Here is a 23,915-nt window from a genome sequence, read left to right as displayed (position 1 = left end):
GACTGGTGGTCTGTTCACTTTTCCTTTGTCGAATTATTTATGCGTCTTTAAAAAATGTATAAAAATTATTCTTGACTTTACGCTTTGATTTTATGCCGTTTTTCTTCATTATGCTATAAGCTGTGTTTCGGATACAAGGGATTATTTCTTTTACCTCAGCCCAGTCATAATAACCGCTCCGTGACACTTCAAGTAGATTGTACAAATTCTTTACAGAGTGCCTAGAAGCATTAGTTTTAATAAAATCATATTTACTGGCAACTGTTACTTCCGTGGTTTTATGAAAATAGCTACTGACTTTTTTAGTACTTCCACTGTGTCCTTAGCATCATCTAGCTCTTTTTTGAGCCTTTTATTTTCAGCTTCCAGCTCAGCCAACTTCTTGTAAGTAATTCAGTACCTTCTACAGCAATACAGCCTCTATGTTTGATATCATTTGCAAGATTTCTCATTTCCAAAACATCGGATTTTTCATACTTGATAAATTTTGCTGAAAAATCCAATGTGCTCTCATTACTGCAGATCCACTTACTGATTTTTTCCAGCTTCTTGCCTCTTATTTTTTCCGAAATACGAATTATATCATCTTTTGTTTTTATTTCTTCTTTGTCGATGGTTTTATACAGTTCAAAATTAAAGTATAAAATTACATATACATAGTCAACTACTTTATTATAGGCCTCAATTGCATTTTCAAAATACATGCTTCTTTCCCAAAGAGAATCTTCTAGGTCATCTCCCCATAGGCTTTTATGATTTTTTCTATAAGCATTTATGAGTGCATAAGAACCGAAACTAATTTTTCTGTGTAAAGATAAATACCTAGAAAATGCAATAGGCAGTCCAAATCCACATAAAGGGAGCATTTCATAAAAAATCGAATTGATATTATTCATTTTCAGTAAAGGTAATCTTCCAGCAAACTCTCTTATGTCATCCTCTGTTTGATTGTTTAGCTCCAAGTTATCCCCTCCTAGGCCGATATAGATTAAGTATACCATTGGAGACATTTTTATAAAACCAATATTCCTCGTCCATCATATACACTTCCACCACTACCCTCATTTCTAATCGCTCTATCTAGTGCCATAATCATAGCTACAGCACCGTCAATTTTCTCCGTTGACCTTTCTTTATCCGGCTTTATATTCCCTGCTGGGTCTGTTCTTACATGAATATTATCCATCATCCAAGCTAGAACTGGATTACCTCCATGGGCTATTTTCTTCTCTAAGGTAAGTTCCATTAGCCTTTTGGTCGGTGGAGCCATAAACTTAAAACCTTGGCCAAATGGCACCACTGTAAATCCTAAATCCTCAAGATTCTGAGCCATCTGTGTAGCGTTCCATCTGTCAAAGGCAATTTCTTTAATGTTGTACTTATCACCCAAGTCCTCTATGAATTTCTCAATGAAGCCATAGTGGATGACATTTCCTTCAGTGGTTTTGATAAACCCTTGCTTTTCCCAAACATTATAAGGAACGTGGTCCCTTCTTACTCTTAAATGCATATTTTCTTCTGGTATCCAAAAGTAAGGTAGTACAATATATCGCTCTTCTTCTGTTCTTGGTGGAAAGATTAAAACAAAGGCTGTAATATCAATGCTGCTTGAAAGGTCAAGCCCTGCATAGCATTCTCTGCCGATAAGACTCTCCGCATTCACTTCAAAATTACATTTATTCCATACATCCGCGGGCATCCAGCGTACTGATTGCTTGACCCATTGATTGAGTCTTAGCTGTCTAAATAGGTTCTCTTCAGCTGGATTTTCTTTGGCACTAATAAAGGATGCTCTAACTTTATCTATGTCAATGGTATGGCCAAGGGATGGATTGGCTTTATACCAGCTATTTTCATCAGACCAATCATCACCTTCATCTATCCCGTAGATTACTGGATAAAATGTAGAATCATTCTTTTTGCCTTTTAAAATATCTTCTGCTTTTTTATGAACTTCATAGCAGATGGAGTTTCTGTCATTACCTGCTGTTGTGATTAAAAAGAAAAGAGGTTGCTTTCTTGCATCCCCTGAACCTTTGGTCATTACATCATAAAGTTGTCTATTTGGTTGGGCATGAAGCTCATCAAAGATTACGCCATGGACATTCAGTCCATGCTTTGTATAGGCTTCCGCAGAAAGTACTTGATAAAAGCTTGCTGTCGGAAGATACACTAGCCTTTTTCTAGACATCACTGGCTTAATTCTTTTCTTTAGAGCAGGACACTGCTCCACCATTTCAACAGCAACATCAAGTTGCTTATCAGCTGCACAGCCATACACTTCCGCCCCCCATTCTCCATCTCCACAGGTAAGGTATAAAGCAATCGCAGCTGCAATCTCACTCTTACCATTCTTCTTGGGTATTTCTACATATGCTGTATTATACTTTCTATAACCATCTTTTTTGACGGTACCAAATATATCGCTAATTATCTGCTCCTGCCAAGGTAGTAAATCAAAAGGAACTCCATGCCATACCCCTTTTGTGTGTTTAAGCTGATTGATAAACTGAATAACTCTCTTGGCCTTGTTCTCATCAAACATTTATACCAACCTCAGCAGTTCTTCCATTGGAAATTGCAGGCCGGGATGAGTTGCGAAAACGGATTGGAGATATGCGCGCATTCCTGCAGGAACAGCCCATCGCCATAACCGAATACGATGAGCAGCTTATCCGGCGGCTGATTGAAAAGGTCACCGTCTACGAGAATAAATTCACCGTGGCATTCAAGTCCGGCGTGACGGTGGATGTGGAAGCATAACAAAAAATGAACAAGGCATTCTACGAGCTTATTGAGCGTAGAGTGCCTTGTTTTCATAGTATCAAACATACTATAGCTTATCATGTCATTTCCGTATATGCGTTGAAACTAGCTTTAGTGACGCATTATTGCTGCTTTAACTCACCTGGACCATACTATTGGAATTAATTGTCTTTTTTTCTTACTGGAATCCAAATTTCGCTCCGGTAATTCGGATTTCCTGTGTCCGGACTCTCATTCCACAAAATTTCAGGACCTTCAACTGCCTCATGCCCTGAAGATGGGAACCACTCTGAGTATATCCTTCCCCACACGTTTTGAAGTGTTTCCGGGAATGGTCCAATCGATTCGAATACCGCCCAGGTACTAGCATCAATTATTAGTTCATCAAATTTTGCTGTCTCATTACTTGAGGTTGCTACACCGATGTAATGGTCTAATTCTCCTTTTTCTTCCATTCTCCCTTCAGAAAAATTAGTGGAAGCACTAATAATACCTGTTGGTTCAACGTTTGAAAGTGATTTTAATTCTTTAATAACCTCAGGGGTTAAAAGTTCATACATTTTAGCAATCTCTGGATTGACACCATTAAAAATAATTGGAACTCTCCTCTTAAATCCTACTAACTTAAATGACTCTTTTTCAACAATACGATAATTCATTTCACATCCTCCTTTAATTGATAATTGAAAGGTCATTTTAGGATAAGCTTTTAATTGTGTATTCTCACTTCTTGCTTCAGAAGGGAGAATGCCATGCATAGAATAAAAAGCACGTGAGAATGAATCAGCAGAACCATAACCGTACTTTACAGCAACATCGATTATTCTCAAATCCCTATCTTTCAACTCAAGCGCAGCAAGTGTTAGTCTTCTTCTCCGAATATATTCTGACAAACTTATGCCTGATAAAAAAGAAAACATCCGCTTAAAATGATACTCTGAACAGTAAGCAATTTTAGAAATTTTACTATAATCGATATCACCAGTTAAGTGCTCTTCAATGTATGCCAATGCATTATTCATACTTCTTAAAGTATCCATCAAACAACCTCCTTTCACCATCAATATTATCAAAGGATGCATTTATCCATCCGACAATCTGTGCACAATATAATCGACTATCTACTATTTTCTATCCACTTTTGCGTGTATATCCCTATTATCTACTATCACGCAGTTAGTCGTTTATCGCCTCGATACCAAGCCTTTTCAGCTTCTCAAGATTATCTATCATGTTCTGGAGTACCTCCGGAGGGTGTCCCTCCCATTCCAAGACTTCACCCACTACTCGCAGCTGCTGTTTGGTACGGTAAGACCTTGTAGGATTCCTTGGAAATTTCTTATCAGTCAAATTAGGATCATTCTCGAAGGTCCCGGTGGGTTCCACTTGATAGATCCGACCAGGCTTGTCGCCAACCGAAAGCTCTGCTCCCCATATAGCTGCATCCATGGTTGCGGTAAAATAAATGAAGTTTGCCTTCTTTCGCTCACCATAGTTAGAGCTATAGCCAGGTACCAACAAATCTCCCGGCTTCAAGTCAGCTTTTGTACCGTGGTAGAAAGGCCCTGGGTCCAAAGATCCGGAGGGTATCTGTTCTTTATTTGTACTCATATTTTATCCCTTCCCTTCGTGAAGAACAGGCTGTTGCAATTACCTATTCCTAGAACATTGATAAATAGCTTGCGCGTGTTGATATTAACTTCTCAGAACCTTCTCCATTGACTTACCTTTTGCCAATTCGTCCACCAGTTTGTCAAGCCACCTGATTTTCTGCATGAGAGGGTTTTCGATTTCCTCGACGCGAATGCCGCATATTACTCCCGTAATTTTATGGGCGTTTGGGTTGATTTGCGGTGCTTCTGCAAAGAACGTCTCAAAGTCAACTCCTTTATTAATTTGCTCCTGTAAGCCATACTCGTCATATCCAGTCAGCCAATAAGTGACCGTATCGACTTCTTCTTTTATTCTACCCTTTTTCTCCGATTTTTGAACGAGTAATGGGTAGACTTTTGAAAAAGCAGTCGTAAATATTCTAGGTTTCATAACGATTTCTCTCCATTTTCTTTTTGGGTTTGTTCTTTCTCAATCAGTGTCAACGCGACCTTCAAGGCGGCGATTCGCCGTACAAGAAGAGTCTGCTGTGACTTACCCAGTTTCGTGACATCCATCTTCTCACACTTGTGGAGCGTGGATAGCAAGGCGCGATGCGCTTGGCTCAACTCTTCAACTGTAAAATCCTGCATATTCAACCCTCCGCTTGCGTTTTTTATTCCTATATCCAACCCGACCACACAACCTTAATTTTTCAAAAAAACATCCAAATCGACCACTCACGAACACCCAACATCTAACCTGACCACTCGTCAAGCACCGACATCTAAATTGCTCTGTACACTTCAAAATCATCTTTTTTGACATATTCCAACGAAGCGATAAAATCGTTATTTTCAATGCTTGGGTTTCGACTCCAAAACCCCGCAAATGGCTTATTTACTGGGGTTTTGACACACCTACTTGTCCACCCTTGACATCAATACCACGCACTCAACATGCCTTGAAGCGACAAAAATGATGATGTTTGAACCTGATAGGGCCTTGTCGGTAGGGTAATCACCCGCATCTTTAAACATTGTGGCTAGACTCCTTGTTCTAGTTTTCGTATAAGGTAGCTATATCATGTATTCTACGCTTCATTTCTGTGCGGATATGTAACGGCTCTAAACACTCGCATTTATCCCCGAAACTGAAAAGAATATTGTAGTAGTATTCGTTCTCTATGAAAGGAAAACTAACAATGTAATGCTCATCACCGTCTGGCGAAAAGTGTTCATGAGTGCAATAACCAAGTACCCTGTCCATGACGGCTTTATGAATACGAATTTTGATTTTTGTTTGCATAGTTGCCAAAATATCAGCAAAATCTAACTCCGGTTTTTGATAATCTCGTGGCGTAAAAATTTCCTCTTGTATTTGTAGATTTGATATGCGAGATATTTTAAATAAGCGAAAATCATTTCTTTTAAGGCAATACCCTTGCCAATACCAATGGCTATTTTTCAATACAAGCTGATACGGCTCAGCTGTTCGTGCGGTTTTATTTCCGTAGCGGTCTGCATATTCAAATGAAAGTAGCTTGCTTTCCTGTAAAGCTGTTTTGATAATTTCTAAATATGGTTGTATGTTCCTGTTGCCCATCCACGGACTTAAATCTATATATATTTGATTTGATTTTAATTCAATGTCTTTCGCTCTGTCGGCGGGGATAAAACTCTTGACTTTCGCAAGGGCGTTTACCAGTTCATCACCTCGTATCATGTTGGAAAGACCAGAAAGCCCCATCAAGATAGCAGAAAGGTCGGCAGTCGAAAAAACCTTTCTATCAATCTTATATTTCTGCATGATTTCAAAGCCGCCGCCCACTCCCGATGCCCCGCGAACAGGAATACCCGCCATATTGATCGTGTCTATGTCGCGGTAGATTGTGCGGGGTGAAACTTCAAACATATCTGCTAACTCCTGTGCGCCTATACGCTCTTTATCAAGGAGTATCATAATAATGCTAACAAGCCTGTCAACTTTCATCTGATAGCCGCCTTCCAAAATTTCTTAATATCATAATAGATTATTGCCATACTGTTGTCAACAATTACAAGGTATAATAAAAAAGTAAACAAATCAATCTACCTATCAGGAGGAAACACTATGCAAAAAAAGCCTTATTAATAATCGATATTCAAAATGACATAACAAAGAATTACAAGGATGTTATTGGAAATATCAATAAAGCTATTGATTGGGCAGTCAAGTATAATATTCATGTTATATATATAAGGCATGAAAATTTATCAGCCGGCACGAGGACTCTTAAACCCAATACATATGGGTCTGAATTAGCTTCAGACTTGAAAATAGTATCAAAAGATGTTTTTACAAAATACAAAGGAAACGCATTAAGCTGTGAAGAATTTGCAGACTTTATTAGTAAAAATGAAATATGTGATTTCTACATAGCAGGAGCAGATGCTGTTGCTTGTGTTAAATCAACCTGTTACAACTTACGCAAAGCAAATTATGGCGTTAATGTCCTATCAGATTGCATTACCAGTTATGATAAAAGGAAAATTGACGAAATGCTGCGCTATTATGAAAGTAAAGGTAGTAAAATCATTAATTTAAATGACTTGTTACCTAATCCATCTTTGAAGTACAGAAATATTCCTGAACTCAGTCGATGAAGAAGGCCTACTAACCTTAGATTAGCTCTCAACGGCGAACTATAAGACTTCGGGCCACTAAAGCATAGCGGCCCTGGTTATCTTGTTCATTTTTGTTTTATTACTTTTTATTCAAAAAGGCTTGACTTTGCTTAACTGGTCTGTTTAGCAGAAACGCCATTTAATGCCTTATTTCGTGTTGAAAATGGGTTGACTAATGAGGAAAAAAGTAATATAATAATAATTGAATGAACGGTTCAGTAAGAGAGGCGAGCGCAATGGAAAATAGAATGAATTTGATATTTGATGCGGCTAGTCAATTATTTATCAACAAAGGGTATGCACGGACACAAATGAAAGACATTGCAAAAGAGATTGGCTTGTCAACGGGTATGCTCTATGTCTACTTTACAGGGAAAAGAGATATATTGAGCTTTCTTCTCAAAGGAACGATAGAACCAGCATTTGTTACACAGGAGTTTGAATTGCCAATTCGTTCCGAACTATTTGATTCTTTAGATAGCGAAATCATGGAAGCATTTGAACAGAATACAAAAACATTTTCTGCTCATCTTGATGACATTACAAATTATCCTTTGGAGCAAATGCTGTCCGATGCATTTGATGTCATTTCAAAGTACGGAATCGGCTACTTACTTATTGAAAAAAATCCGGATGATTTAGGAAAATTGACCGCCTATTACAAAGAATACCGACAGAAATTTTACAATCAGGTTCTATCGTACATCACACAGTACATGCAGAACGGAACTTTCCGTCAAGTTGAGTTACCGCAATATGTTACACGCTTAATCATTGAAACACTGTCATGGTGGGGAATGCACATTACAAATGACGCTTACGAGATTCAAAAGGACATTCCTGTTGAAACGGCCAAAAGCATTTGTATGGATAACCTGCTTCACGCATACAAGAGATAGATTTTTACGGGGCAGTCGCTCCGTAAAAAAATACAACTAAATTAAATGAATGGTTCAATTAATGAAAGGAGAATAATTTTTATGAAACGCAATTTAATTTCATTCGTCTGTGTAGGCTTTTTTCTCATGGGAATGTTATCAGGGTGTGGAGCACAAAAGGCAACTGCTCTCGTAAACACTCTTACATTCGATACGGGAGATTTTGAGAGCCTTCGGCTTGATTATGACGCAGATGATATTCATGTTTTAGAAAGTGATAGTGCTAAGGTGATATTGAAAGAATACATGAACGAGGATAAAAAGAGCTATTACGCCAGAACCTCCACGCAAAACGGTGAACTGCTGATTACAGAGGGTGACAGACCAAGACGTTCCAGCTTTGAATCCTATATAGAAATTTATATTCCGCAGGACTATACGGACAGCTTATCCCTGCACTCTACAAGCGGAACAATTAATTTGGGAATTGCGCTGAATTTATCGGGTGATTTCAGTGTTGATACGACCAGCGGCGTAATAGAAGTATCAAACACCAAGGCATCAACGGTAAAGGCTACCAGTACAAAAGGCAGTTTGAGTTTTAAAAATATTGATGCAGACGAAATAAACATAAAGACTACCAACGCCACAACTTCCATGAATCAGATAAACGGGGCAATCAACTATCAATCAAAAGGCGGGAAACTGACGGCTTCTGGTCTTAGCGGTTCCGGTTCCTTTAACGCTTCTGGAGAGGGTTCCATAGATATTTCTTTTGACGATGTGACAAGCGACATTTCCGCATACGCCAAAAACGGAACGCTTATGGTAACACTTCCAAGCGGACTTGATTTCAAATTTTCAGCAACAACCAAAGAAGGCTCTATTGATACCTCTTTTGCAGACCAGCTTGCTATTACAGATAACACTGCCGCCGGAACCATTGGTGCTTCTCCTGAAATAGCCGTAGAACTGGAAACTCGAAATGGGGATATTAAAGTAACAAGGTGACGATATGAAAAAAGACGATAAACCAACTAAAAGATTAATCGTTGTAATTGCTGTGTTTTTTTCTCTTATGATTGCTTTAAGCCTGATTTCTCTCCCTTATATCAATCTCCTATCAGAGCCGCAAACACAGCAAACATTTAAAGCATGGGTTACTTCTTTCGGCGTGGGAGGATGGCTTCTTGTCCTCTGCATTCAGATCATCCAGATAGTGATTGCATTTATACCCGGCGAACCCGTTGAAATTTTGGCGGGAGTACTGTATGGAGGGTTTGGCGGTATATTCCTTTGTTTGTTTGGGTGCGTCATTGCTTCATCAGCCATTTTTATGCTCTCCAAAAGGTTTGGTGCACCCCTTGTGGCAAAGCTGTTTGGGAAAAGTAAGCTTGATGAATTTGCTTTCCTGAAAGACGCTAAGAAATTAGAAACCATTGTTTTTATCCTGTTTTTAATTCCGGGAACTCCAAAGGATATGTTGACGTATGTTGTTGGAACCAGCCCCATGAAGATAACGCAGTTTTTGGCTATTTCAACCTTTGCACGCATTCCCTCTATCATATCCTCTACTTTTATCGGGTCTACCATACGGCAGGGGGAATGGGAAATCGCCGTCCTGATTTTTGCTTTAACTGCCGTCTTGGGTGTTGTTGGAATAAAGTATCAGGAAAGAATGATCGGCTTTTGTAAAAGAATAGGCCGAAAGATCAAAGGTGTAGAACATGAAGAAGAAAATCCATAGGGGAACGGCTCTTGACTTGATACAAACAGCATATATGGAAAGTCACGTTCCCCTTGTATATTGCTATATGGTACTTGATAAAGCGGTTGACGTTAGCCGATTGAAACAGGCTGTAAGAAGTACAGCGGAAATTGTTCCGCAAATTCTATGCCGATATAACGGTGTAAAAAACACATGGCTTCCGGCAAAATATGATAGTAATTCGATAGTCAAAATCGTTTCAGACAAGAACTGTTATGAGGATTTGATTTGGGATTTGCACACAGGCCCACAACTGAAAATCAATATCTATCGTCAAGGTGCTGGCGATAGTTTGTCAATAGCTATGAGCCATATTCTGACCGATGGAGCAGGGTTTCAGCAATACCTTGCCCTGCTGTGTGAATTTTATAATGAGCAAAATTCACAAGCTGTCAGTGAAGTAAATTCCCGAAGTGTGATTCCGTTGCTTTTTCATACTGCTATTCAAAGATTACCGTACATCATTAAACACGTTGATAAAGGGAATATCCCGGAAATCCTGCCAATAGAACAAGGCCAAACGCTTCTTAATTCCCTAAAGGTTACACTATCCGAAGAACAACTTAAAATGGTTCAGAAAAAGGCAAGGAATCTGCATGTTACATTAAATGATGTTTTTATGGCTTCCTTTGCCTATTCTTTGAAATCCTTTACTACACAGGACGAAATCATATTACCCTGTCCTGCCGATTTGAGAAAATTTGGTACGCAAAACAGAAAATTGACAATTGCCAATATGACAGGCAAATATTTGTGCCGCATTTCTCTTGGGAAAGATGAAAGATTAAAGGAAATGACATTAGCGGTACATCAGGAAATGGAACGGCAAAAATCACACTATGACTGTTTTCATTTCATTCTGTTTCTGCAAATATTACACGCAATATTGCCTGCTAATCTATTAAGTCGTATCACGAAATCATTGTACTCCGTGGAGCCAATCTCTTACACCAATATGGGTACGATTGATGAAAAGATATTTTTTCAAGAAATTACTATCAAAGAGTGCTATTTATGTGGTACATACAGGCAGGCCCCCTCTTTTCAGGTGTCTATCAGTACCTACCTACAAGAACGGTTGCACACTGGCTGTAAATATGTGCGGTACAGAAAAGCAAAGAATTATTGGAATGAAAATATTAAATAAAATGAAGTCTGCTTTGTTATGCGAATTATAATGCTGAACAAATCGGCAGAGAGGAGAATTACATGAAATCAAAACCACTGTCTTTCCTATTGATCCTATTGCTTCTTGCAATGCTAACCGGAATTTTTATCGGTGGAAATTTTGCAATGTTCATTTTGGCTTACATATTTGTGTTTGTTATTATGCTGTTTTGCAGTCTTTATACAGCGGCTACTTTACATGTACGGCTGTTACGAATTTTCATTTATGCATCCATCATGGTCTTGCAGATGTTGTATACGATTTTGATTACATATAACTACGAGGGGGGAATTGCAAAATTTACTCTACTTAAATTGACCAGCACAGTAATCATATTGTTGCCACCCATCATTGAAAAGTTCTTTTTTATCAAGGAAAAGAAAACCTTTTTTATGCCATCTGTGCAGGATTTTGCAGTAGTGACCTATGCACAACTCGTTTATGACAAAGATAAAATAATAACAGCGGTTCACACCGCAAGAAAAGCTGGGCAGGTATTTTCAAAAGATAATCTTTCAAAAGCACTGGAGCTTTTATCCGATGGACAAAGTTCCTTCCGTTATGTGAGCAACGAAACTTTGACAGACGAGTATTTTGAAGTCGCCTGTAATAGTCTGGATGATGAACACATTTATATAGTGCTAACGGATTCTGGCAGTCCGGCAAGTGAGCTAATTTCACCTTCTGTAGTTAAATGGTCTGATAAATGCCAACCTACTATTTTACGGGAAAATAGATCCATAACTGATGTTAGATACACAAATCCTGAAAGAGTATGAACATACGTTATATCAGTTACCCAAACTGCATTCGGGGCTGTTGGATTAAAATCTCTAGAAAGAACGTTTTTTAGCTTTGTATCAAAGTCTGGGTCAATTGTTGTGCGCGTATAGGGCCTTACCCATATAGCCTTAATGCCTTCTTCTCTCATATAATTACCGACTGTCTTTTCCGCAATAATATGACCTCTAGACTCAAGAACCGATGTGATTTTGGGAGCACCATATATCTGCTTAGACTCATTATATATTTCAGTAATTTCTTCTTTTATTTTTTGTTTCCTGATCTTTTGTTTTGAAGGTTTTCTTTTTAACCAGTCATAGTAACCTGAAGTTGAAACGCCTAGTAGCTTTAGCACACTGTTAACTGAAATCTTGCGTTTCTTAGATATTAATTTAGTTTCAGTAAATATAGAATCAGTTAATCGTTCAGTATGCCTATAGCCTTTTTTAAGATTTCTAATGCATCCTTTGAATCTCGCAATTCTTTTTTCAACCTAGCTATTTCCTTCTCTGCATCGGAGCTATAGTTGCCAGACCCACGATGCTCAACAATACCATCATTAGATTTTGCACTATTTATCCATTTGCTTAGAGTTGATCTAGCAATTTTAAGTTCCTTTGCTATTTCATCAATAGTTTTTCCAGATGAGTAGTAATAGTTAACTGCATCTTGTTTAAATTCTGCATTAAAATGTTTTGTTGATTTTCCCATTAAATAGGCCTCCTTCTTTGCTTTACATAATTATATACTATACAAAGAATTTGTTCTATTTATGTTGCCCTATTTTTATTCTAACACCAAACACGTTTACTGCGATTGGTATCATTTCAGAAATCGGTGTCAACATGGAGACTTTTCCTTCGGCGAAACACCTATGCTCATGGGCGGGTCTTACACCTACCAACAATGAGAGTGCAGGGAAGAAAAAATCTGTCCGGGTTTCCAAGGCTGGATGCTATATCAAGCCACTTTTAGTACAATGCGCTAACTCCGTAGTAAAAAGTGAAAAGCATCCGGAAATTCGTAACCGGTATCTTCGCTTAAGAAAACGTCGCGGTCACAAGAAGGCAATCATTGCAATAGCAAGAATGCTTCTAACAGCATTATACAACATGCTGAAAAATAAGGAACCCTATAATGCTGAACTTTATCGAAAATCTGATATTCTTCCTGTTAACCGTGAAATCACGATTGAACAGGCTATCTTAATGGCACAGTTTCAAGGTTATAAAATCAAGTCAGCTACTGAATAAGCCTTAACTTTGCTACATATTCAATTTTTAATTGCCACCGGAAGATGGCTTGTTTGTGATGCCTTTAAGTTAATGGATACCCTCTACTATTCTTTTTCAACCTTTACGCCTCCTTACTTATTTTTTAAATATTTACATATTGCGGCAATTGTAAGATCCTTTTCCTCAATATTGTTTGTGATATCATCGATCAAGTCCGTTGCCAGAATAAATTTTTGATTAAATTTTTTATTGTCTGCTAAGAATATTCTGGCTCTGGGGCGCGGAGTCATACCTTGAGGTCCGGCCCCTGTGATGTAATTAATTATGACAATTACATCTTTGATATTATCGTTATTCACGTCACAAAAATCTACAGCTGCCACACTATCAAAAAGGCCCACATAATTCTCCGTACTGTTATTTTCACAGTAGTAAGGGAAAGAATAGATAACCATATCCTCTTTCGTTAAGAAAAATGAAACATCTTCAAAATCAATACTGTTATCTGGTTCATATGAAATAAACCTTACATTTCCCCAATCACCCAGTTCTACATTAAATGATTGATCTTGTATAATTCGTTTTTCTTCAAGCGAAACATTCAAAGCACCCGCGCTAGGGTCAGCAACAGAAGCATAATCTGTCCTTTCTTTTATGACTTCATCATCGGTTGCCGAAGAGTCTTTCCCCTCATTACCATTCCCTTCCTTCACCTTTGCAGAACATGCAAATAGTCCTAAAACCGATAATAATATTATTAACGTCACAAATACTCTTTTTCTCATATCTATCCCCTTTCCTATTCTGCTTTTGTTATGAAATATCGGTTTTCTTTCTACATTATGGCGATCTATTCAATCTTCCTGATTTTATTGATAGGTGGATTTCAATCTATATTGAAATATATGGACAGGCTTGGATAATTCTCTGCGCATAATGCGAAGTTCATACCCGTTAATTATTAATGGCATATACTCGCAATCCATTATTATTCAAACTCTCAAACCAGATTTCACCGTTCCCCAGCATGACTCCCATATAATTACTGAACAAGTATTTTGTATAACAATTATTAATTTTTTCTTTAAATTTATCATTTATAATATCATCATATCTCTGCTCAAATTCTTTTTTATTATTTATTGAAACTTTCGAACCGTTTATGACTACTTTAATTGGATAAGCAATAAGGTTCGTGAGTCCTGTCTTATTGTTTTCTGTAATGTATAGTTTAATTTTATTTGCAAATTCTTCGATATCCTTTGTATTAGCACTAGTTAATGGATAGCGCGATTCATAGGTGTTACCAATCGTATGTGAAAGCGCTAATGCGAATTTAGTATCCTCTCCATTCGTTGTAGCTGTATAAGTTCCTTTTAACAATGTGCCTTCCTGGGTTTCAGGTTCTATGGTGCCCATAAAAGTTGCTCCATCTTTACTGTTTAAGACAAAAGAAGCAGTATTGGTTTGAATAGTGCCCTGCAAATTAATTTCACTATCTTGATCATTTCGTGTAATATAGGAAGCAGTTAACAAATCTCCATCTCTATAAATAGCGATACAAATATTTTGTGTGCCGATTTTACCTTCAAATACAGAATTACAATCGTCGGCTATAACAGCTTCAACTTTTTCAATATCTATGGTATTCTTATCTATTTCCGAACCGGACATGACGTCAGCTTCGCTCTGTGGAGAACTGCTATCGGAAGGTTGGGCAGGATTTGCCGTAACCGTTACATTTGGTGTAGATAATGCATCCGTGGGTGCCGGAGTGCTGATGCTGTTTTGTCCACAGGCGCTTAGAGCAAATAAAAATACAAATGCGAGCAAAAGGGAAAGAGTATTCTTGATAATAGAATTGTGTTTCATGATGGCCTCCTAAGTTTTTTACGACTGTTTCAGTACAAATGTTGAGATTGGGGTCAACCTATTTATTCACGCATTTCCCACAACAAACAGACGTATAAAAATTGAAAATAGTAATCGTCATAATCTTTTACATAATCAGACTTCAAGCTGATCAATCATACGGATATATCAACCGAACTCGGTATAGGGTCTGTACTTACCCCCTAACTTGCTTTAGCGGCATTATTCCACGCCTCATTATATATGCCCCAAAGCTCAGTTTCACGGGCGTTTTCTGCCTTTGTCCCATAGGAAATCCATCTGCCATTTGAGTAAGAAGCTACCATTTCACCATTACTGTCGTAAAATTCAGCATAAGATACATCTGTTGCTTCTTTACAATACTTAACGTTGCCAAACAGATAGTCTATCAAGTTAAGAGTTTTAGGTTGTGGATTTTTATTTTTGAATATTGCTGTTAATCCTTCTGTGATAATATTTTTTCTGTCCGGAGAAACAGCAGAAACATAACTTTTTACTAAGCTTCTAAATCCGGCAGATTCCGATTGAAATTTGCCTGCAGACTGGTCTTTTTTGGCCTGCTCTATTATAGCCTCCCTGTATTTTTCATCGCTCATGGCAGGGGATTTCTTGGAATTAAAATGAAAATCCGAATAATCAGGCAAGGGTACATTCCCGATTTTCCTAGAGCTGGATAATTGACGGCTTTGTGAAAAGGTGTTGTAGTTTTCTATGCGCATTTAATATCTCCTCCATCAGTTTAGTATGACTTTATTTAAGTTAATACCTGCACTTAATTTATTGCATATCTCTATTCTGTGACTCTTTTTAGCTCAAATACGGTTGCTTCTAATACCAGGAGAAGTCTATCATTATTTACATCCAAAAAACTCGCAGGTATCGCTAGTCCTGTGGAGGAATCAGAAACACTTAATACTTTTACTTCATCATTCATATTTAAACTTTTCAGATCAATTTTATCTACTCTATAAAATGAATCTGCATTATAGTGGATCTCTTCAATCTCATAGATTGGCTTATCTAACTCAAATTGATAAGGCTTATAACCTTCAAGACCTTTTGATGAAAAGAAATCTTTATCAATAATAATTTGATTGCCTATAATTTTCTGCCCTGTTGGATATTCAGACGCATCATTATAGGAATCTGCAAACCCTAGCAATTTTTCAACACTCCATGTTCCATAAAAAAACTTCTCAGTTTCACTATCCAAGTCTTTTCTGCCTATAAATGGTTCTGATGTATTACCTGGAATGCAACTTTCTTCTTTCTTTGCATCCTCAACTGTTGAAGCGCTAGTTTCAATTGATGATTCGATTGCAGGTTCGTTTTTTATTCCATAATTACTGCATCCCACCAAGCAGGTAGACAATATAAATATTACTGCAAATACAACCATTTTTTGTCTCATACTTTCCCTCCAAATTAGATAAATAGTCTCCGTCTCATATCTATCACCTTTCATATTCTTTATTGTCGTGTAGAGAATCACTTCATGCGCCATTTCCACAAAGAGAGCATCGCGCAATCTGTGAAATTTTATGGCTCTTTCGGCACGAAAATCGAAAACAGAATATAGGCCACAAGTCCGCTTCCGTATACTGCAAAAAATACCGCCCAGAGTATCCGTATCACTTTGGGATTTACATCAAAGTATTTTGCAATACCGCCACAAACACCGGCAACCATTTTTCCATCTCTAATCCTATATAATCTTTTTTTCATAAACAGTTACCTTTCTGTCATTGTTGAATTTCCATTCGGTATAACAGTGCAGCATTCCTTTACTGTTGTCTGTTATTACAATTTGGGCTTGCTGTTCATTCTCAAAAATACGCAGCGCCATATTGTCACCCGCACTGTGGGTAATAATATTTTGCAATAGATTATTAAGAATACGGGTATATGCCATGAGCGGCCAAAGCGGATAACACCATCAATTCTGTTTTCCTCACATAGCTTCTGAATCCTTCTATTGGAGACTCCACATTTTCAGAAGCCTGCTCTACGGATATATAATCAAGCATTTGTATTAAGGACATTCATATCTTCATTTCGCATCTTTCTTTTTGAATCTCTGATGCTTACATAACCTTTACCTTACTTTTATTTCGTTAATTGGATTTTTAATTCATTCCATATAATTAAGTCAGATGAATTCGAAAGATATTCATTGGTCAGTGAATTCCATTCATCTTCGGAAACTTCTTTATCTTCAAACATAAATACATCATAATCGGTACTTTCAGTCGTACCACTTTCATTGACGCTGTGATATTTTGAGAAATATACTTTTGAGCTCTCATTTCCATCGGAGTCCAAAACTAAATAATAATAATTTATGTGAGTTGGTGCTGCACCATCGCGTTCGTATAGGATCGCTCCGTTGTTTAGTGGAGATTCATAGTTAGTACCATCATGCCATAGAACAATTTGTCCATCAAGATATGTAAAAATAGCATAACTGCCACCCACGATAGGGCGCAGATGAAGTTCCGGTATTCCATCCCCGTTCATATCAAAGAAAGCATAATAAGTTTTTAAATCCGGCTCCATAGAAATATCTTTCATTGCGACGACTCCATCACTTATCTCATGTTTTAAGTCTTGTGCGTTTATACTTCCTGCTAAGAAATTATCATATGCTGCAAGTGCATCATTATTAGCAGAAGATACCTCATTATTTGCAAAAGATTCATCATCAGATGTCTGCGGAGAAGCACTCTCAGAAGGTTGAGCAGGATTCGCCGTAACTGTCGAACTTGGTGTAGGTGATGCATCCGTGGTTTCCGGAGTGCTGGTACTGTTTTGCCCGCAGGCATTCAGAGTAAATAGAAATACGGATGAGAGCAAAAGGTAAATTGTCTTCTTGAGAAATGGGTTGTGTTTCATGACGGCCTCCTAAGTTTTTTAGTATATCAGCTCAAGTATAAATGTTGAGATTAAGGCTACTAATCTGCCAATTAAAAGGTCTAGTTAATTATAAACGTTTTACTGGAATGTCTTTTTAACAGTATTAAATGACTCTGCTTCCAAGAGAGCTCCTGATGAGTTGTATACGTTTACTTATCTAGTTATCTTCATTATAATCCAATTATTTCAAAATTACAAAGGAATTGACCAAATTTCAACAGCAAAATGCATCCACTTATAAATGAGTATTTATAAATGAATGCATTCTAATATAATCTATTTTGTTCTATTAAGTAAACAAACTGTCTCTACATGGGTTTTGGTAGAAAGATGATAATATTTCGCATAATAAATAAGGAGTTCCCCCCTCTTCCCCCTTTTTGAATTTAGGGGGGGTTAAACTCTCGGGCACAGTTTGAAGAGTTTATCGAAAATACTATCTTCTTCAAATATAATTTGCTTATTAATTTCTCTTAAAATTATATGATAGATGCCACTTTCGCTTTTTCTCTTGCTTTTCTTGGCATAAAAATCATCTCCGAATATATATTACCATATATTTGGAGGTAATTCAACCACGAGAACCGTCCCCTTGCTTCCTTATTTAAATATAATACTTACAATACGGGTGAACTATATCACAGAAAGTGCGCACATATATAATGATGTGACAGAACCATAAGACGAATACCTTTTTCTATACCTATCAAACTTTTCCTTTGGAATTTCTTTAAGTCCATGTAAATTCATCATTCCTACAGATGGCTAAAGTTCCATAACTTACCACATCAGGACGACAAGTTTTATCGCTACTCCATTTCTAGCAATCTTTTTTTCAGTTCTATCCCTCCACGGTAACCTATAAGTGAACCATTTGTACCGATGACACGGTGGCAGGGAATAAATATAGGAATTGGATTACGATTATTTGCAAGTCCTATAGCTCGTGCAGCATTAGGGTTACCTATTTTTGCAGCTATGTCCTTATAGCTTACTGTTTCTCCATACGGTATTTCACAAAGACTTGTCCAAACCTGTTCCATAAAGACTGTGCCAGTAGGTGTAATGGGCACAGAAAACTTCTTAAGCTTACCTACAAGATAGCTTTTAAGCTGCTGTGCCGCTTCTTTCAGTATAGGTGTCTCACATATTTGTATATCTTGAGGTAATTTGTCATTTTCAAAATACAGGTTGGTGATTCTTCCATCCTTTTCGGCTATGCCGATTTTACCAATGTCAGATTCATAAAAATATATATTCACTATCAACCACCTCTACTTTTTCTGTATTCATTTGGCGTATGTCCAGTCTCCTCTTTAAAGCATTTATAAAAGTTAGATAGACTTTTAAATCCCGTTGTATAGGATATTTCAAGAATATTTATATCTGTTTGATTCAACAATTCTGCTGCTTTTTCTACTCTTCTTTTAGCAATGTACCGTGTAGGAGTCAGGCCGCTATGCTGCTTAAAAAGTCTTATCAGATGGTTTATACTAAGTCCAAGTTGTTTTGAAATCTGGCTTAAGTCAATTTGCTTATTATAATCTGTATCAAATATATCTTTGGCTTTTTTTATAAGCTCTAAATCAGGCTCGAAGACTAATTGATCTGGACGGCACCTTTTGCATGGGCGAAACCCAAGCTCTATTGCTTCTGCTGCCTTATCAAAAAAAGTCACATTATCCCGGACAGGAGTTTTTGACTTGCATGACGATCTGCAAAAAATTCCTGTTGTCTTTACTCCATAGAAAAACATACTGTCATAACTCTCATCACAGCTTACAACAGCTTGTCATTTCTCGAATTCTGTAATCGTTACAGGCTTTTTCATAGAATTTCTCCTTTTCAATGTTCCTCTATGAATCTTTGTAATTCATTGTGCCATGCATCAGGCTCAAATGTCCCGATTTCAGTTTCTTCTCTGAGCAAAAGATCAACGATATAACGTGGCTTTTTACCTCCAATATGCATTGCTTTAATACATGAAACACAGTAAACCACTACATTATCACAAGGCATTTCGTCTGAGCGTTTTTTCATCTGCTCCTTCACAAGGTCCACAGGCAAAATGCCATAAAAGCTATCACCACAGCAGGTTGCTTTAGTACGGGTATTTTGGGATTCAATAATTTTTATATTCATTCTTTCAAGAAGCTTTCTGATTGCAGAATGTATTCTTGTCTTGGTACGTGTAGGACAGGCATCGTGTATGGTCATTTCCAAACCATCATAATCAGGAAATGGGAATGCTTTACTTTCAGCTAATATCTCCCAAAGCGATATTGTAGATATTTCATCATAAAGTTCGCCATATCGCCTATCACAACCTGCACAGGTGTTAATTACCTGCGCGCCACTTTCAAGATTAGGTTCATGTCTACAACAAATTAGGTGTTCATGAATATCGCCTAAATTTTCATTTAAAAATACTAGTACTTTTTTAGCAAGCTCTGGCTTATAGATCATGAGTGCGCAGCCTGGTGCATAAACTTGTTTCATTATAACCCCTCCAATTATTCTGTTACATACATATTTTACAGGAAATGAAACAGTATATCTTCCTATATTTCATCAAGTAATTTTGTATTGAAGAACTACAAAATCCTAATTATTCGTCTTATTATCCTTCAATTCCATATTAGGTATGGTATTCAGTGATGGATAAAATTTCTTTTCAATATATTTCACTTTCTTTACTATAACATTTTCATCAAATTATTTATCCCACTTATTCATGAATTTTAATTAAACTTTCCACAACTTTTTTTTGCAAAACACCTTTATTCTGCGAAATTGCTTACCCCTCTAAAAGCACCCCCCCTAAACTTATATAGTCTAGGGGAACATATTTCATGCTTCAGTTTTCATCTAAAACCTTACAAACCACTGATTACAATCTATTTCCGTTCTATCAACACAACACACTCAACATGCCTTGTTGCTGTAATTCTGATGACCACAGAATCTGGTATACCCCTGGCGTCAGGTTATGCTTCAAATTTAATCTTTAATCTCATTATAGATCGTTCTTGTTTTTTCAGAATTTTTATAGTTAATAAAGATAATTTCTTCATCAGTGGTGATTTGTATATAGGGACCATTTGCCGAATGTAAAAACAGCCGTGCTCGTTCAAATTCATCCATTCTAAAAGTCCCCTTCTTAAGGCTAAACATCGACAGGGCATTAATCTTATTTCTTACAGTGGGTATCTCTTCCCTTAATGTCACCTCTTCTATCGAATCAGTTTGAATGGTAATGCCATACAAGCCACCTATTTCTAAGGAATTATTCTCAAGCGTAATTTCACTTTCCCTGGTACCTAAAAAGAAAGCCACTGCCAATCCCAGCACAACTAAAACAGAAACAATTATCTTAACTCTGGATAAATTGTTTTTATCGTTAAAGCTTTTTCCCATTGATCATCTCTCCTTTTTCTCATTTTTTACAACAAAAATTTTATTGTGCTTTTGTAGCAATCCACTCTACTATTAAGGGGAATACTGGAAAAACTATTCACTAATTAAATGAATAATCTTCTTCCATTTGCTCGATGTTAGAATATAAAAGTTCAAGTAAACTGTTTAGTTCTGATATATTTTTATCTGTAAAGTTTGAAAATAATTTATTTAGAAAAGAGATTTCTCGTTCATTTCTATTTATAAAATATTTTTGGAACTGTGAAGTTAATACGATTCTTTTAATACGTCTATCAGTATTATCTTTTAATATTCTAACAAACCCTCTTTTTTCTAAGTTTTGTGCCATCTGCATTACATTTTGATGCGATACACCAGCAATACTAGCAATCTCTTTAACTGACAATTGATCTGATTCAAACTTATGAATTATTGCAATCATCAACCATTGCTTGACCGTTAAATTTTCATCAAGCTTATCCCCTAATGTTTGTAATCGATTCGCTATAATAAATAAAGAAGCAAATACCTTTCCCTTATGTTCAATCACTATCACCATTCCCATCATTCTCAAAATAAAGTTCTATATTTATATTCTTAGCATGGGAAGTTGCAATTTTAAATGTATATTCTCCTTCTTCAAAAATATAATTTAAATGTTCCTTTAGTTCTTCCTCAGCTTTAATATCGTAAACAAAAATTTCATTTTTTTCCCTGTCATAAAGTATAAGTTTTGCAGTTCCAGACTCGATCGAGGCTTTAATAAATAATTCATCAGTGTCAATTACATTAATTTCTCTTTCAATTGTTCCCTTTAAAGATTGTATAGAAATCATATAGTTATTTTCACTATTGCTAATAGGTGACATGAAAAATCTTTTAACTTGATAACCTTGTCTGTTACAACCAGTTAAAATCAAAAGAAAAAATAATAAAAAAACGATTTTTTTCATCTTATCCCTCCAAGAAAAAATAGTCATATAGAGAAACTTCTCCAGCTAAGATAAAGGTAATATATTACCTTTATCTTAGCTGGAGATTTCCTAGATGTCAATATATTCTTTTTTATTACAAATGGTTTACTTTAATAACTAATAGTTGTGATTCTATGTCAATCTCCACACCTGATTTGAACTCAACAGTCAATTTTTCATCATACTCATCTGCTTCACAGAACTGTTCGTTCAGAAAGTCTGCCATCTCAGCAATTCTATGTCTTTTACCCTCACGCTCTACGTTTTCTACCTCTTAATCGGTATATTTCTTCAACCACTTCATCATAATCTGCTTTTGAATTTGCTAGTCTTAGATGCGAGTGCTGCAACTCTTCTAATTTCTTATCAATTTTTGATGCTACCTCATCAGAACTCTTGCTTATCACAGATTCAATATTGTTCATTAACATTGTTCATTAACATAGGGATAAATTCATCTTTGTCACTGATTATTAGAACTGGAAACCCTTTGTTTATGGGCATTTATAACCCTGCTATTTCTCCGTCTTGACATCAAGACTACCGTCTCGTCGGTTATACTATTCGAAATCATATCCCCACAAACTATCATATTAAATCTTATTAAAGTAGATGATAGTTTTATGGAAGAATTAAAAACCTTTCTACTAATAAAATATAATTGAAAGTTAATATATACTTATGTGTAAGTTTGATCAATTTAACAATATCTGTAGTAACTGATTCTTCTACACTACATTCACAGATTTCAATTTCCTTACCATGTAATAAGGTTTCTTATATACATCGTATTTTCTCTTCTGAGACTTCACAATTTGACTCAATTATGTTATTAATTAATACTTTAAGCCACTCTCCCTTTAAACAATTCCATACTTTTTAAGAATATATTCTATCATTCCTTCATCTTGAATGATAACGGTCATTTCCTCTCTATCACCTTTTTTCTGTCCTTGTTTCGAAAGCCAGTTATGAGAACCGATAAGCAAATATTCGTTGTCAACAATAAGCGCTTTCGTATGGAGTGGTGGCCTATATATTAGATTTTCGCCCATGACTTCTTTTAGATGCACTAATTGTTTCATTTCCAATTCAAGATTTTTACCATATGCAAATTGATTATCCCTTTTAATGATTGAGCTTATTTCTTCATCAGAGTTCAATGTATCTTTTGAATTCTTATATCCAAACACGATATTATAATCCTTCTTTGCCGCTTTAAAATTCTTGATATTCTCAATAAATTCGTCTTTGATAACCGATTTTGTCACCCAAGGACAAACCACAGACACACTTGAATCTGCATTCTCAAATAAACTCATCAGTAGTAGATAGTGGTACTTATCTTCAAGAATGTTTACATCATTCAGATATGGCCTAAAGATCTTTTCAAATTTCGTATTCGCTCTCGAACTCAACTGATTCATTAGTTCAATAAATGAATTATATTGTACATCGGTCAACTTATCAAGTGAGTCTGATTCATAAATTGAAAACAAAGTTCCGTGATCTTTCACAAACTCTCCTGCCTTATATAAATAGTTCGTACTCTCACAATTTTCTAAAACAGAGTAATTGCCTACAATAAAAAGTTGTTGTTTTGATCTTGTAAAAGCCACATTCAACATATTAGGTTTACTCCCGATAAATCGCTTGGCAAACGTATCAGATTCAGACGATATATTCATAGACATAATGACAACTTCTTTGTCCTTCCCCTGGAAAGAGTGCACCGTTCCAACCTTCACAGAATTATTGTCAAGGGCTTCTGGATAGGTTACAATAAACTAGACAAGTAAATTAAGGTCATGTAAACTAGAAACAATATACTAAAAGGAGAATCGTTTATATGGCTAAAAGAGAT

Annotated in this window: 30 protein-coding genes and 2 pseudogenes; 7 read left to right on the top strand and 25 right to left on the bottom strand. The window is 36.5% G+C overall.

Going from position 1 to position 23,915, the window contains the following annotated elements; all coding sequences use genetic code 11:
- Nucleotides 1-332: 332 nt before the first annotated feature.
- Nucleotides 333-962 (bottom strand): hypothetical protein, encoded by a 630-nt coding sequence (locus CHB72_RS21725; RefSeq protein ID WP_089284978.1) that lies wholly within the window; start codon nucleotides 960-962, stop codon nucleotides 333-335.
- Between the two features lie 50 nt (nucleotides 963-1,012).
- Nucleotides 1,013-2,545: a terminase large subunit gene (locus CHB72_RS21720; protein ID WP_089284977.1), complete on the bottom strand. Its 1,533-nt coding sequence runs from the start codon at nucleotides 2,543-2,545 to the stop codon at nucleotides 1,013-1,015.
- A 26-nt stretch (nucleotides 2,546-2,571) separates the two neighbouring features.
- Between CHB72_RS21720 and CHB72_RS21715 the strand changes: the two genes are divergently transcribed.
- Nucleotides 2,572-2,763 (top strand): hypothetical protein, encoded by a 192-nt coding sequence (locus tag CHB72_RS21715; RefSeq protein WP_089284976.1) that lies wholly within the window; start codon nucleotides 2,572-2,574, stop codon nucleotides 2,761-2,763.
- A gap of 164 nt (nucleotides 2,764-2,927) precedes the next feature.
- Here CHB72_RS21715 and CHB72_RS21710 read toward each other — a convergent pair whose 3' ends face one another.
- From CHB72_RS21710 to CHB72_RS21690, 5 genes are all read right to left on the bottom strand, one after another.
- Nucleotides 2,928-3,806 carry an AraC family transcriptional regulator gene (locus CHB72_RS21710; protein ID WP_089284975.1) on the bottom strand — a complete coding sequence of 293 codons (879 nt, stop codon included), beginning with the start codon at nucleotides 3,804-3,806 and terminating at the stop codon, nucleotides 2,928-2,930.
- Nucleotides 3,807-3,942: 136 nt separating this feature from the next.
- Complete coding sequence (arr, locus tag CHB72_RS21705; protein WP_089284974.1) at nucleotides 3,943-4,377, bottom strand: NAD(+)--rifampin ADP-ribosyltransferase; 435 nt, start codon at nucleotides 4,375-4,377, stop codon at nucleotides 3,943-3,945.
- An 84-nt stretch (nucleotides 4,378-4,461) separates the two neighbouring features.
- Nucleotides 4,462-4,809 (bottom strand): DUF2200 domain-containing protein, encoded by a 348-nt coding sequence (locus tag CHB72_RS21700; protein ID WP_089284973.1) that lies wholly within the window; start codon nucleotides 4,807-4,809, stop codon nucleotides 4,462-4,464.
- On the bottom strand, nucleotides 4,806-5,009 hold the full coding sequence (locus CHB72_RS21695) for a hypothetical protein (RefSeq protein ID WP_089284972.1): 204 nt from the start codon (nucleotides 5,007-5,009) through the stop codon (nucleotides 4,806-4,808). Before CHB72_RS21695 ends, CHB72_RS21700 begins: the two co-directional genes overlap by 4 nt.
- Nucleotides 5,010-5,415: 406 nt before the next feature.
- Nucleotides 5,416-6,348: a helix-turn-helix transcriptional regulator gene (locus CHB72_RS21690; protein ID WP_089284971.1), complete on the bottom strand. Its 933-nt coding sequence runs from the start codon at nucleotides 6,346-6,348 to the stop codon at nucleotides 5,416-5,418.
- 92 nt (nucleotides 6,349-6,440) lie between these two features.
- Here CHB72_RS21690 and CHB72_RS21685 point away from each other — a divergent pair, with 92 nt between their 5' ends.
- The 5 genes from CHB72_RS21685 to CHB72_RS21665 all read left to right on the top strand — a co-directional run bounded on the left by CHB72_RS21685 (nucleotide 6,441) and on the right by CHB72_RS21665 (nucleotide 10,815).
- On the top strand, nucleotides 6,441-7,001 hold the full coding sequence (locus CHB72_RS21685) for a cysteine hydrolase family protein (protein WP_330397105.1): 561 nt from the start codon (nucleotides 6,441-6,443) through the stop codon (nucleotides 6,999-7,001).
- A 257-nt stretch (nucleotides 7,002-7,258) separates the two neighbouring features.
- Nucleotides 7,259-7,921 (top strand): TetR/AcrR family transcriptional regulator, encoded by a 663-nt coding sequence (locus CHB72_RS21680; RefSeq protein WP_089284969.1) that lies wholly within the window; start codon nucleotides 7,259-7,261, stop codon nucleotides 7,919-7,921.
- Between the two features lie 81 nt (nucleotides 7,922-8,002).
- The gene (locus tag CHB72_RS21675) at nucleotides 8,003-8,911 is read left to right on the top strand and encodes a DUF4097 family beta strand repeat-containing protein (RefSeq protein ID WP_207652626.1); all 909 of its coding nucleotides are present in this window, start codon (nucleotides 8,003-8,005) and stop codon (nucleotides 8,909-8,911) included.
- Nucleotides 8,912-8,915: 4 nt separating this feature from the next.
- Nucleotides 8,916-9,647 carry a TVP38/TMEM64 family protein gene (locus CHB72_RS21670; RefSeq protein ID WP_089284967.1) on the top strand — a complete coding sequence of 244 codons (732 nt, stop codon included), beginning with the start codon at nucleotides 8,916-8,918 and terminating at the stop codon, nucleotides 9,645-9,647.
- A complete protein-coding gene (locus tag CHB72_RS21665) occupies nucleotides 9,628-10,815 on the top strand; it encodes a hypothetical protein (RefSeq protein WP_089284966.1) in 1,188 nt (395 codons plus the stop codon). The genes CHB72_RS21670 and CHB72_RS21665 overlap by 20 nt, the downstream gene beginning before the upstream one ends.
- 652 nt (nucleotides 10,816-11,467) lie before the next feature.
- On the opposite strand, the gene CHB72_RS28375 is transcribed toward CHB72_RS21665, so the two are convergent.
- Nucleotides 11,468-12,079 (bottom strand): IS3 family transposase, encoded by a 612-nt coding sequence (locus tag CHB72_RS28375; RefSeq protein WP_408606585.1) that lies wholly within the window; start codon nucleotides 12,077-12,079, stop codon nucleotides 11,468-11,470.
- Nucleotides 12,037-12,330, bottom strand: coding sequence for a transposase (locus CHB72_RS21655; protein ID WP_089284964.1), 294 nt, complete (start codon nucleotides 12,328-12,330; stop codon nucleotides 12,037-12,039). Before CHB72_RS21655 ends, CHB72_RS28375 begins: the two co-directional genes overlap by 43 nt.
- Nucleotides 12,331-12,431: 101 nt before the next feature.
- On the opposite strand from CHB72_RS21655, the pseudogene CHB72_RS28370 reads away from it, so the two are divergent.
- A pseudogene (locus CHB72_RS28370) lies at nucleotides 12,432-12,594 on the top strand (IS110 family transposase); the annotation flags it as partial.
- 391 nt (nucleotides 12,595-12,985) lie between these two features.
- Here CHB72_RS28370 and CHB72_RS21645 read toward each other — a convergent pair.
- From CHB72_RS21645 to CHB72_RS21570, 16 genes and pseudogenes are all read right to left on the bottom strand, one after another.
- The gene (locus CHB72_RS21645) at nucleotides 12,986-13,639 is read right to left on the bottom strand and encodes a hypothetical protein (protein WP_089284963.1); all 654 of its coding nucleotides are present in this window, start codon (nucleotides 13,637-13,639) and stop codon (nucleotides 12,986-12,988) included.
- A gap of 169 nt (nucleotides 13,640-13,808) precedes the next feature.
- The gene (locus CHB72_RS21640) at nucleotides 13,809-14,726 is read right to left on the bottom strand and encodes a hypothetical protein (protein ID WP_089284962.1); all 918 of its coding nucleotides are present in this window, start codon (nucleotides 14,724-14,726) and stop codon (nucleotides 13,809-13,811) included.
- Nucleotides 14,727-14,929: 203 nt separating this feature from the next.
- Nucleotides 14,930-15,466, bottom strand: coding sequence for a hypothetical protein (locus tag CHB72_RS21635; protein ID WP_089284961.1), 537 nt, complete (start codon nucleotides 15,464-15,466; stop codon nucleotides 14,930-14,932).
- A gap of 71 nt (nucleotides 15,467-15,537) precedes the next feature.
- Nucleotides 15,538-16,158 carry a hypothetical protein gene (locus tag CHB72_RS21630; RefSeq protein ID WP_207652625.1) on the bottom strand — a complete coding sequence of 207 codons (621 nt, stop codon included), beginning with the start codon at nucleotides 16,156-16,158 and terminating at the stop codon, nucleotides 15,538-15,540.
- A gap of 128 nt (nucleotides 16,159-16,286) precedes the next feature.
- Nucleotides 16,287-16,472: a PspC domain-containing protein gene (locus CHB72_RS21625; RefSeq protein ID WP_089284960.1), complete on the bottom strand. Its 186-nt coding sequence runs from the start codon at nucleotides 16,470-16,472 to the stop codon at nucleotides 16,287-16,289.
- Entirely contained in the window at nucleotides 16,453-16,593 is a 141-nt protein-coding gene (locus CHB72_RS27550) for a hypothetical protein (RefSeq protein ID WP_242975233.1), read from the bottom strand. The genes CHB72_RS21625 and CHB72_RS27550 overlap by 20 nt, the downstream gene beginning before the upstream one ends.
- A gap of 260 nt (nucleotides 16,594-16,853) precedes the next feature.
- The gene (locus tag CHB72_RS21610) at nucleotides 16,854-17,639 is read right to left on the bottom strand and encodes a hypothetical protein (RefSeq protein ID WP_089284958.1); all 786 of its coding nucleotides are present in this window, start codon (nucleotides 17,637-17,639) and stop codon (nucleotides 16,854-16,856) included.
- Nucleotides 17,640-18,469: 830 nt separating this feature from the next.
- The gene (locus tag CHB72_RS21600) at nucleotides 18,470-18,922 is read right to left on the bottom strand and encodes a methylated-DNA--[protein]-cysteine S-methyltransferase (RefSeq protein ID WP_089284957.1); all 453 of its coding nucleotides are present in this window, start codon (nucleotides 18,920-18,922) and stop codon (nucleotides 18,470-18,472) included.
- A gap of 2 nt (nucleotides 18,923-18,924) precedes the next feature.
- Nucleotides 18,925-19,440: pseudogene (locus CHB72_RS28365) on the bottom strand (bifunctional transcriptional activator/DNA repair enzyme AdaA); the annotation flags it as partial.
- A 65-nt stretch (nucleotides 19,441-19,505) separates the two neighbouring features.
- Nucleotides 19,506-20,159, bottom strand: a complete 654-nt coding sequence (locus CHB72_RS21590; protein WP_089284956.1) for a (Fe-S)-binding protein — start codon at nucleotides 20,157-20,159, stop codon at nucleotides 19,506-19,508.
- Nucleotides 20,160-20,660: 501 nt separating this feature from the next.
- Complete coding sequence (locus CHB72_RS21585) at nucleotides 20,661-21,077, bottom strand: hypothetical protein (protein WP_089284955.1); 417 nt, start codon at nucleotides 21,075-21,077, stop codon at nucleotides 20,661-20,663.
- A 100-nt stretch (nucleotides 21,078-21,177) separates the two neighbouring features.
- Complete coding sequence (locus CHB72_RS21580) at nucleotides 21,178-21,636, bottom strand: MarR family transcriptional regulator (protein WP_207652624.1); 459 nt, start codon at nucleotides 21,634-21,636, stop codon at nucleotides 21,178-21,180.
- A complete protein-coding gene (locus tag CHB72_RS21575; RefSeq protein WP_089284954.1) occupies nucleotides 21,620-22,030 on the bottom strand; it encodes a lipoprotein in 411 nt (136 codons plus the stop codon). The genes CHB72_RS21580 and CHB72_RS21575 overlap by 17 nt, the downstream gene beginning before the upstream one ends.
- 115 nt (nucleotides 22,031-22,145) lie before the next feature.
- Complete coding sequence (locus CHB72_RS27890) at nucleotides 22,146-22,277, bottom strand: hypothetical protein (RefSeq protein WP_278277884.1); 132 nt, start codon at nucleotides 22,275-22,277, stop codon at nucleotides 22,146-22,148.
- Between the two features lie 25 nt (nucleotides 22,278-22,302).
- A complete protein-coding gene (locus CHB72_RS26060) occupies nucleotides 22,303-22,476 on the bottom strand; it encodes a hypothetical protein (protein ID WP_207652623.1) in 174 nt (57 codons plus the stop codon).
- Between the two features lie 435 nt (nucleotides 22,477-22,911).
- On the bottom strand, nucleotides 22,912-23,799 hold the full coding sequence (locus tag CHB72_RS21570) for an AAA domain-containing protein (protein WP_089284953.1): 888 nt from the start codon (nucleotides 23,797-23,799) through the stop codon (nucleotides 22,912-22,914).
- Nucleotides 23,800-23,915 lie beyond the last annotated feature (116 nt).

The organism is Anaerovirgula multivorans (assembly GCF_900188145.1).
Lineage (GTDB): Bacteria > Bacillota > Clostridia > Peptostreptococcales > Natronincolaceae > Anaerovirgula > Anaerovirgula multivorans.
This window is presented reverse-complemented; position numbering and strand designations above follow the sequence as displayed.

What these genes read in the sequence shown, in the direction of transcription:
- CHB72_RS21675 (WP_207652626.1), top strand. Translation starts at nt 8,003, where the DNA reads ATGAAACGCAATTTAATTTCATTCGTCTGTGTAGGCTTTTTTCTCATG.
- CHB72_RS21680 (WP_089284969.1), top strand. Translation starts at nt 7,259, where the DNA reads ATGGAAAATAGAATGAATTTGATATTTGATGCGGCTAGTCAATTATTT.
- CHB72_RS21580 (WP_207652624.1), bottom strand. Translation starts at nt 21,636, where the DNA reads ATGGTGATAGTGATTGAACATAAGGGAAAGGTATTTGCTTCTTTATTT.
- CHB72_RS21585 (WP_089284955.1), bottom strand. Translation starts at nt 21,077, where the DNA reads ATGGGAAAAAGCTTTAACGATAAAAACAATTTATCCAGAGTTAAGATA.
- CHB72_RS21690 (WP_089284971.1), bottom strand. Translation starts at nt 6,348, where the DNA reads ATGAAAGTTGACAGGCTTGTTAGCATTATTATGATACTCCTTGATAAA.
- CHB72_RS21575 (WP_089284954.1), bottom strand. Translation starts at nt 22,030, where the DNA reads ATGAAAAAAATCGTTTTTTTATTATTTTTTCTTTTGATTTTAACTGGT.
- CHB72_RS21640 (WP_089284962.1), bottom strand. Translation starts at nt 14,726, where the DNA reads ATGAAACACAATTCTATTATCAAGAATACTCTTTCCCTTTTGCTCGCA.
- CHB72_RS21695 (WP_089284972.1), bottom strand. Translation starts at nt 5,009, where the DNA reads ATGCAGGATTTTACAGTTGAAGAGTTGAGCCAAGCGCATCGCGCCTTG.
- CHB72_RS21590 (WP_089284956.1), bottom strand. Translation starts at nt 20,159, where the DNA reads ATGAAACAAGTTTATGCACCAGGCTGCGCACTCATGATCTATAAGCCA.
- CHB72_RS27890 (WP_278277884.1), bottom strand. Translation starts at nt 22,277, where the DNA reads ATGGCAGACTTTCTGAACGAACAGTTCTGTGAAGCAGATGAGTATGAT.
- CHB72_RS21720 (WP_089284977.1), bottom strand. Translation starts at nt 2,545, where the DNA reads ATGTTTGATGAGAACAAGGCCAAGAGAGTTATTCAGTTTATCAATCAG.
- CHB72_RS21625 (WP_089284960.1), bottom strand. Translation starts at nt 16,472, where the DNA reads ATGAAAAAAAGATTATATAGGATTAGAGATGGAAAAATGGTTGCCGGT.
- CHB72_RS21645 (WP_089284963.1), bottom strand. Translation starts at nt 13,639, where the DNA reads ATGAGAAAAAGAGTATTTGTGACGTTAATAATATTATTATCGGTTTTA.
- CHB72_RS21655 (WP_089284964.1), bottom strand. Translation starts at nt 12,330, where the DNA reads ATGGGAAAATCAACAAAACATTTTAATGCAGAATTTAAACAAGATGCA.
- CHB72_RS21610 (WP_089284958.1), bottom strand. Translation starts at nt 17,639, where the DNA reads ATGAAACACAACCCATTTCTCAAGAAGACAATTTACCTTTTGCTCTCA.
- CHB72_RS21670 (WP_089284967.1), top strand. Translation starts at nt 8,916, where the DNA reads ATGAAAAAAGACGATAAACCAACTAAAAGATTAATCGTTGTAATTGCT.
- arr (WP_089284974.1), bottom strand. Translation starts at nt 4,377, where the DNA reads ATGAGTACAAATAAAGAACAGATACCCTCCGGATCTTTGGACCCAGGG.
- CHB72_RS26060 (WP_207652623.1), bottom strand. Translation starts at nt 22,476, where the DNA reads ATGAACAATATTGAATCTGTGATAAGCAAGAGTTCTGATGAGGTAGCA.
- CHB72_RS21665 (WP_089284966.1), top strand. Translation starts at nt 9,628, where the DNA reads ATGAAGAAGAAAATCCATAGGGGAACGGCTCTTGACTTGATACAAACA.
- CHB72_RS21630 (WP_207652625.1), bottom strand. Translation starts at nt 16,158, where the DNA reads ATGAGACAAAAAATGGTTGTATTTGCAGTAATATTTATATTGTCTACC.
- CHB72_RS21700 (WP_089284973.1), bottom strand. Translation starts at nt 4,809, where the DNA reads ATGAAACCTAGAATATTTACGACTGCTTTTTCAAAAGTCTACCCATTA.
- CHB72_RS27550 (WP_242975233.1), bottom strand. Translation starts at nt 16,593, where the DNA reads ATGGCGCTGCGTATTTTTGAGAATGAACAGCAAGCCCAAATTGTAATA.
- CHB72_RS21635 (WP_089284961.1), bottom strand. Translation starts at nt 15,466, where the DNA reads ATGCGCATAGAAAACTACAACACCTTTTCACAAAGCCGTCAATTATCC.
- CHB72_RS21710 (WP_089284975.1), bottom strand. Translation starts at nt 3,806, where the DNA reads ATGGATACTTTAAGAAGTATGAATAATGCATTGGCATACATTGAAGAG.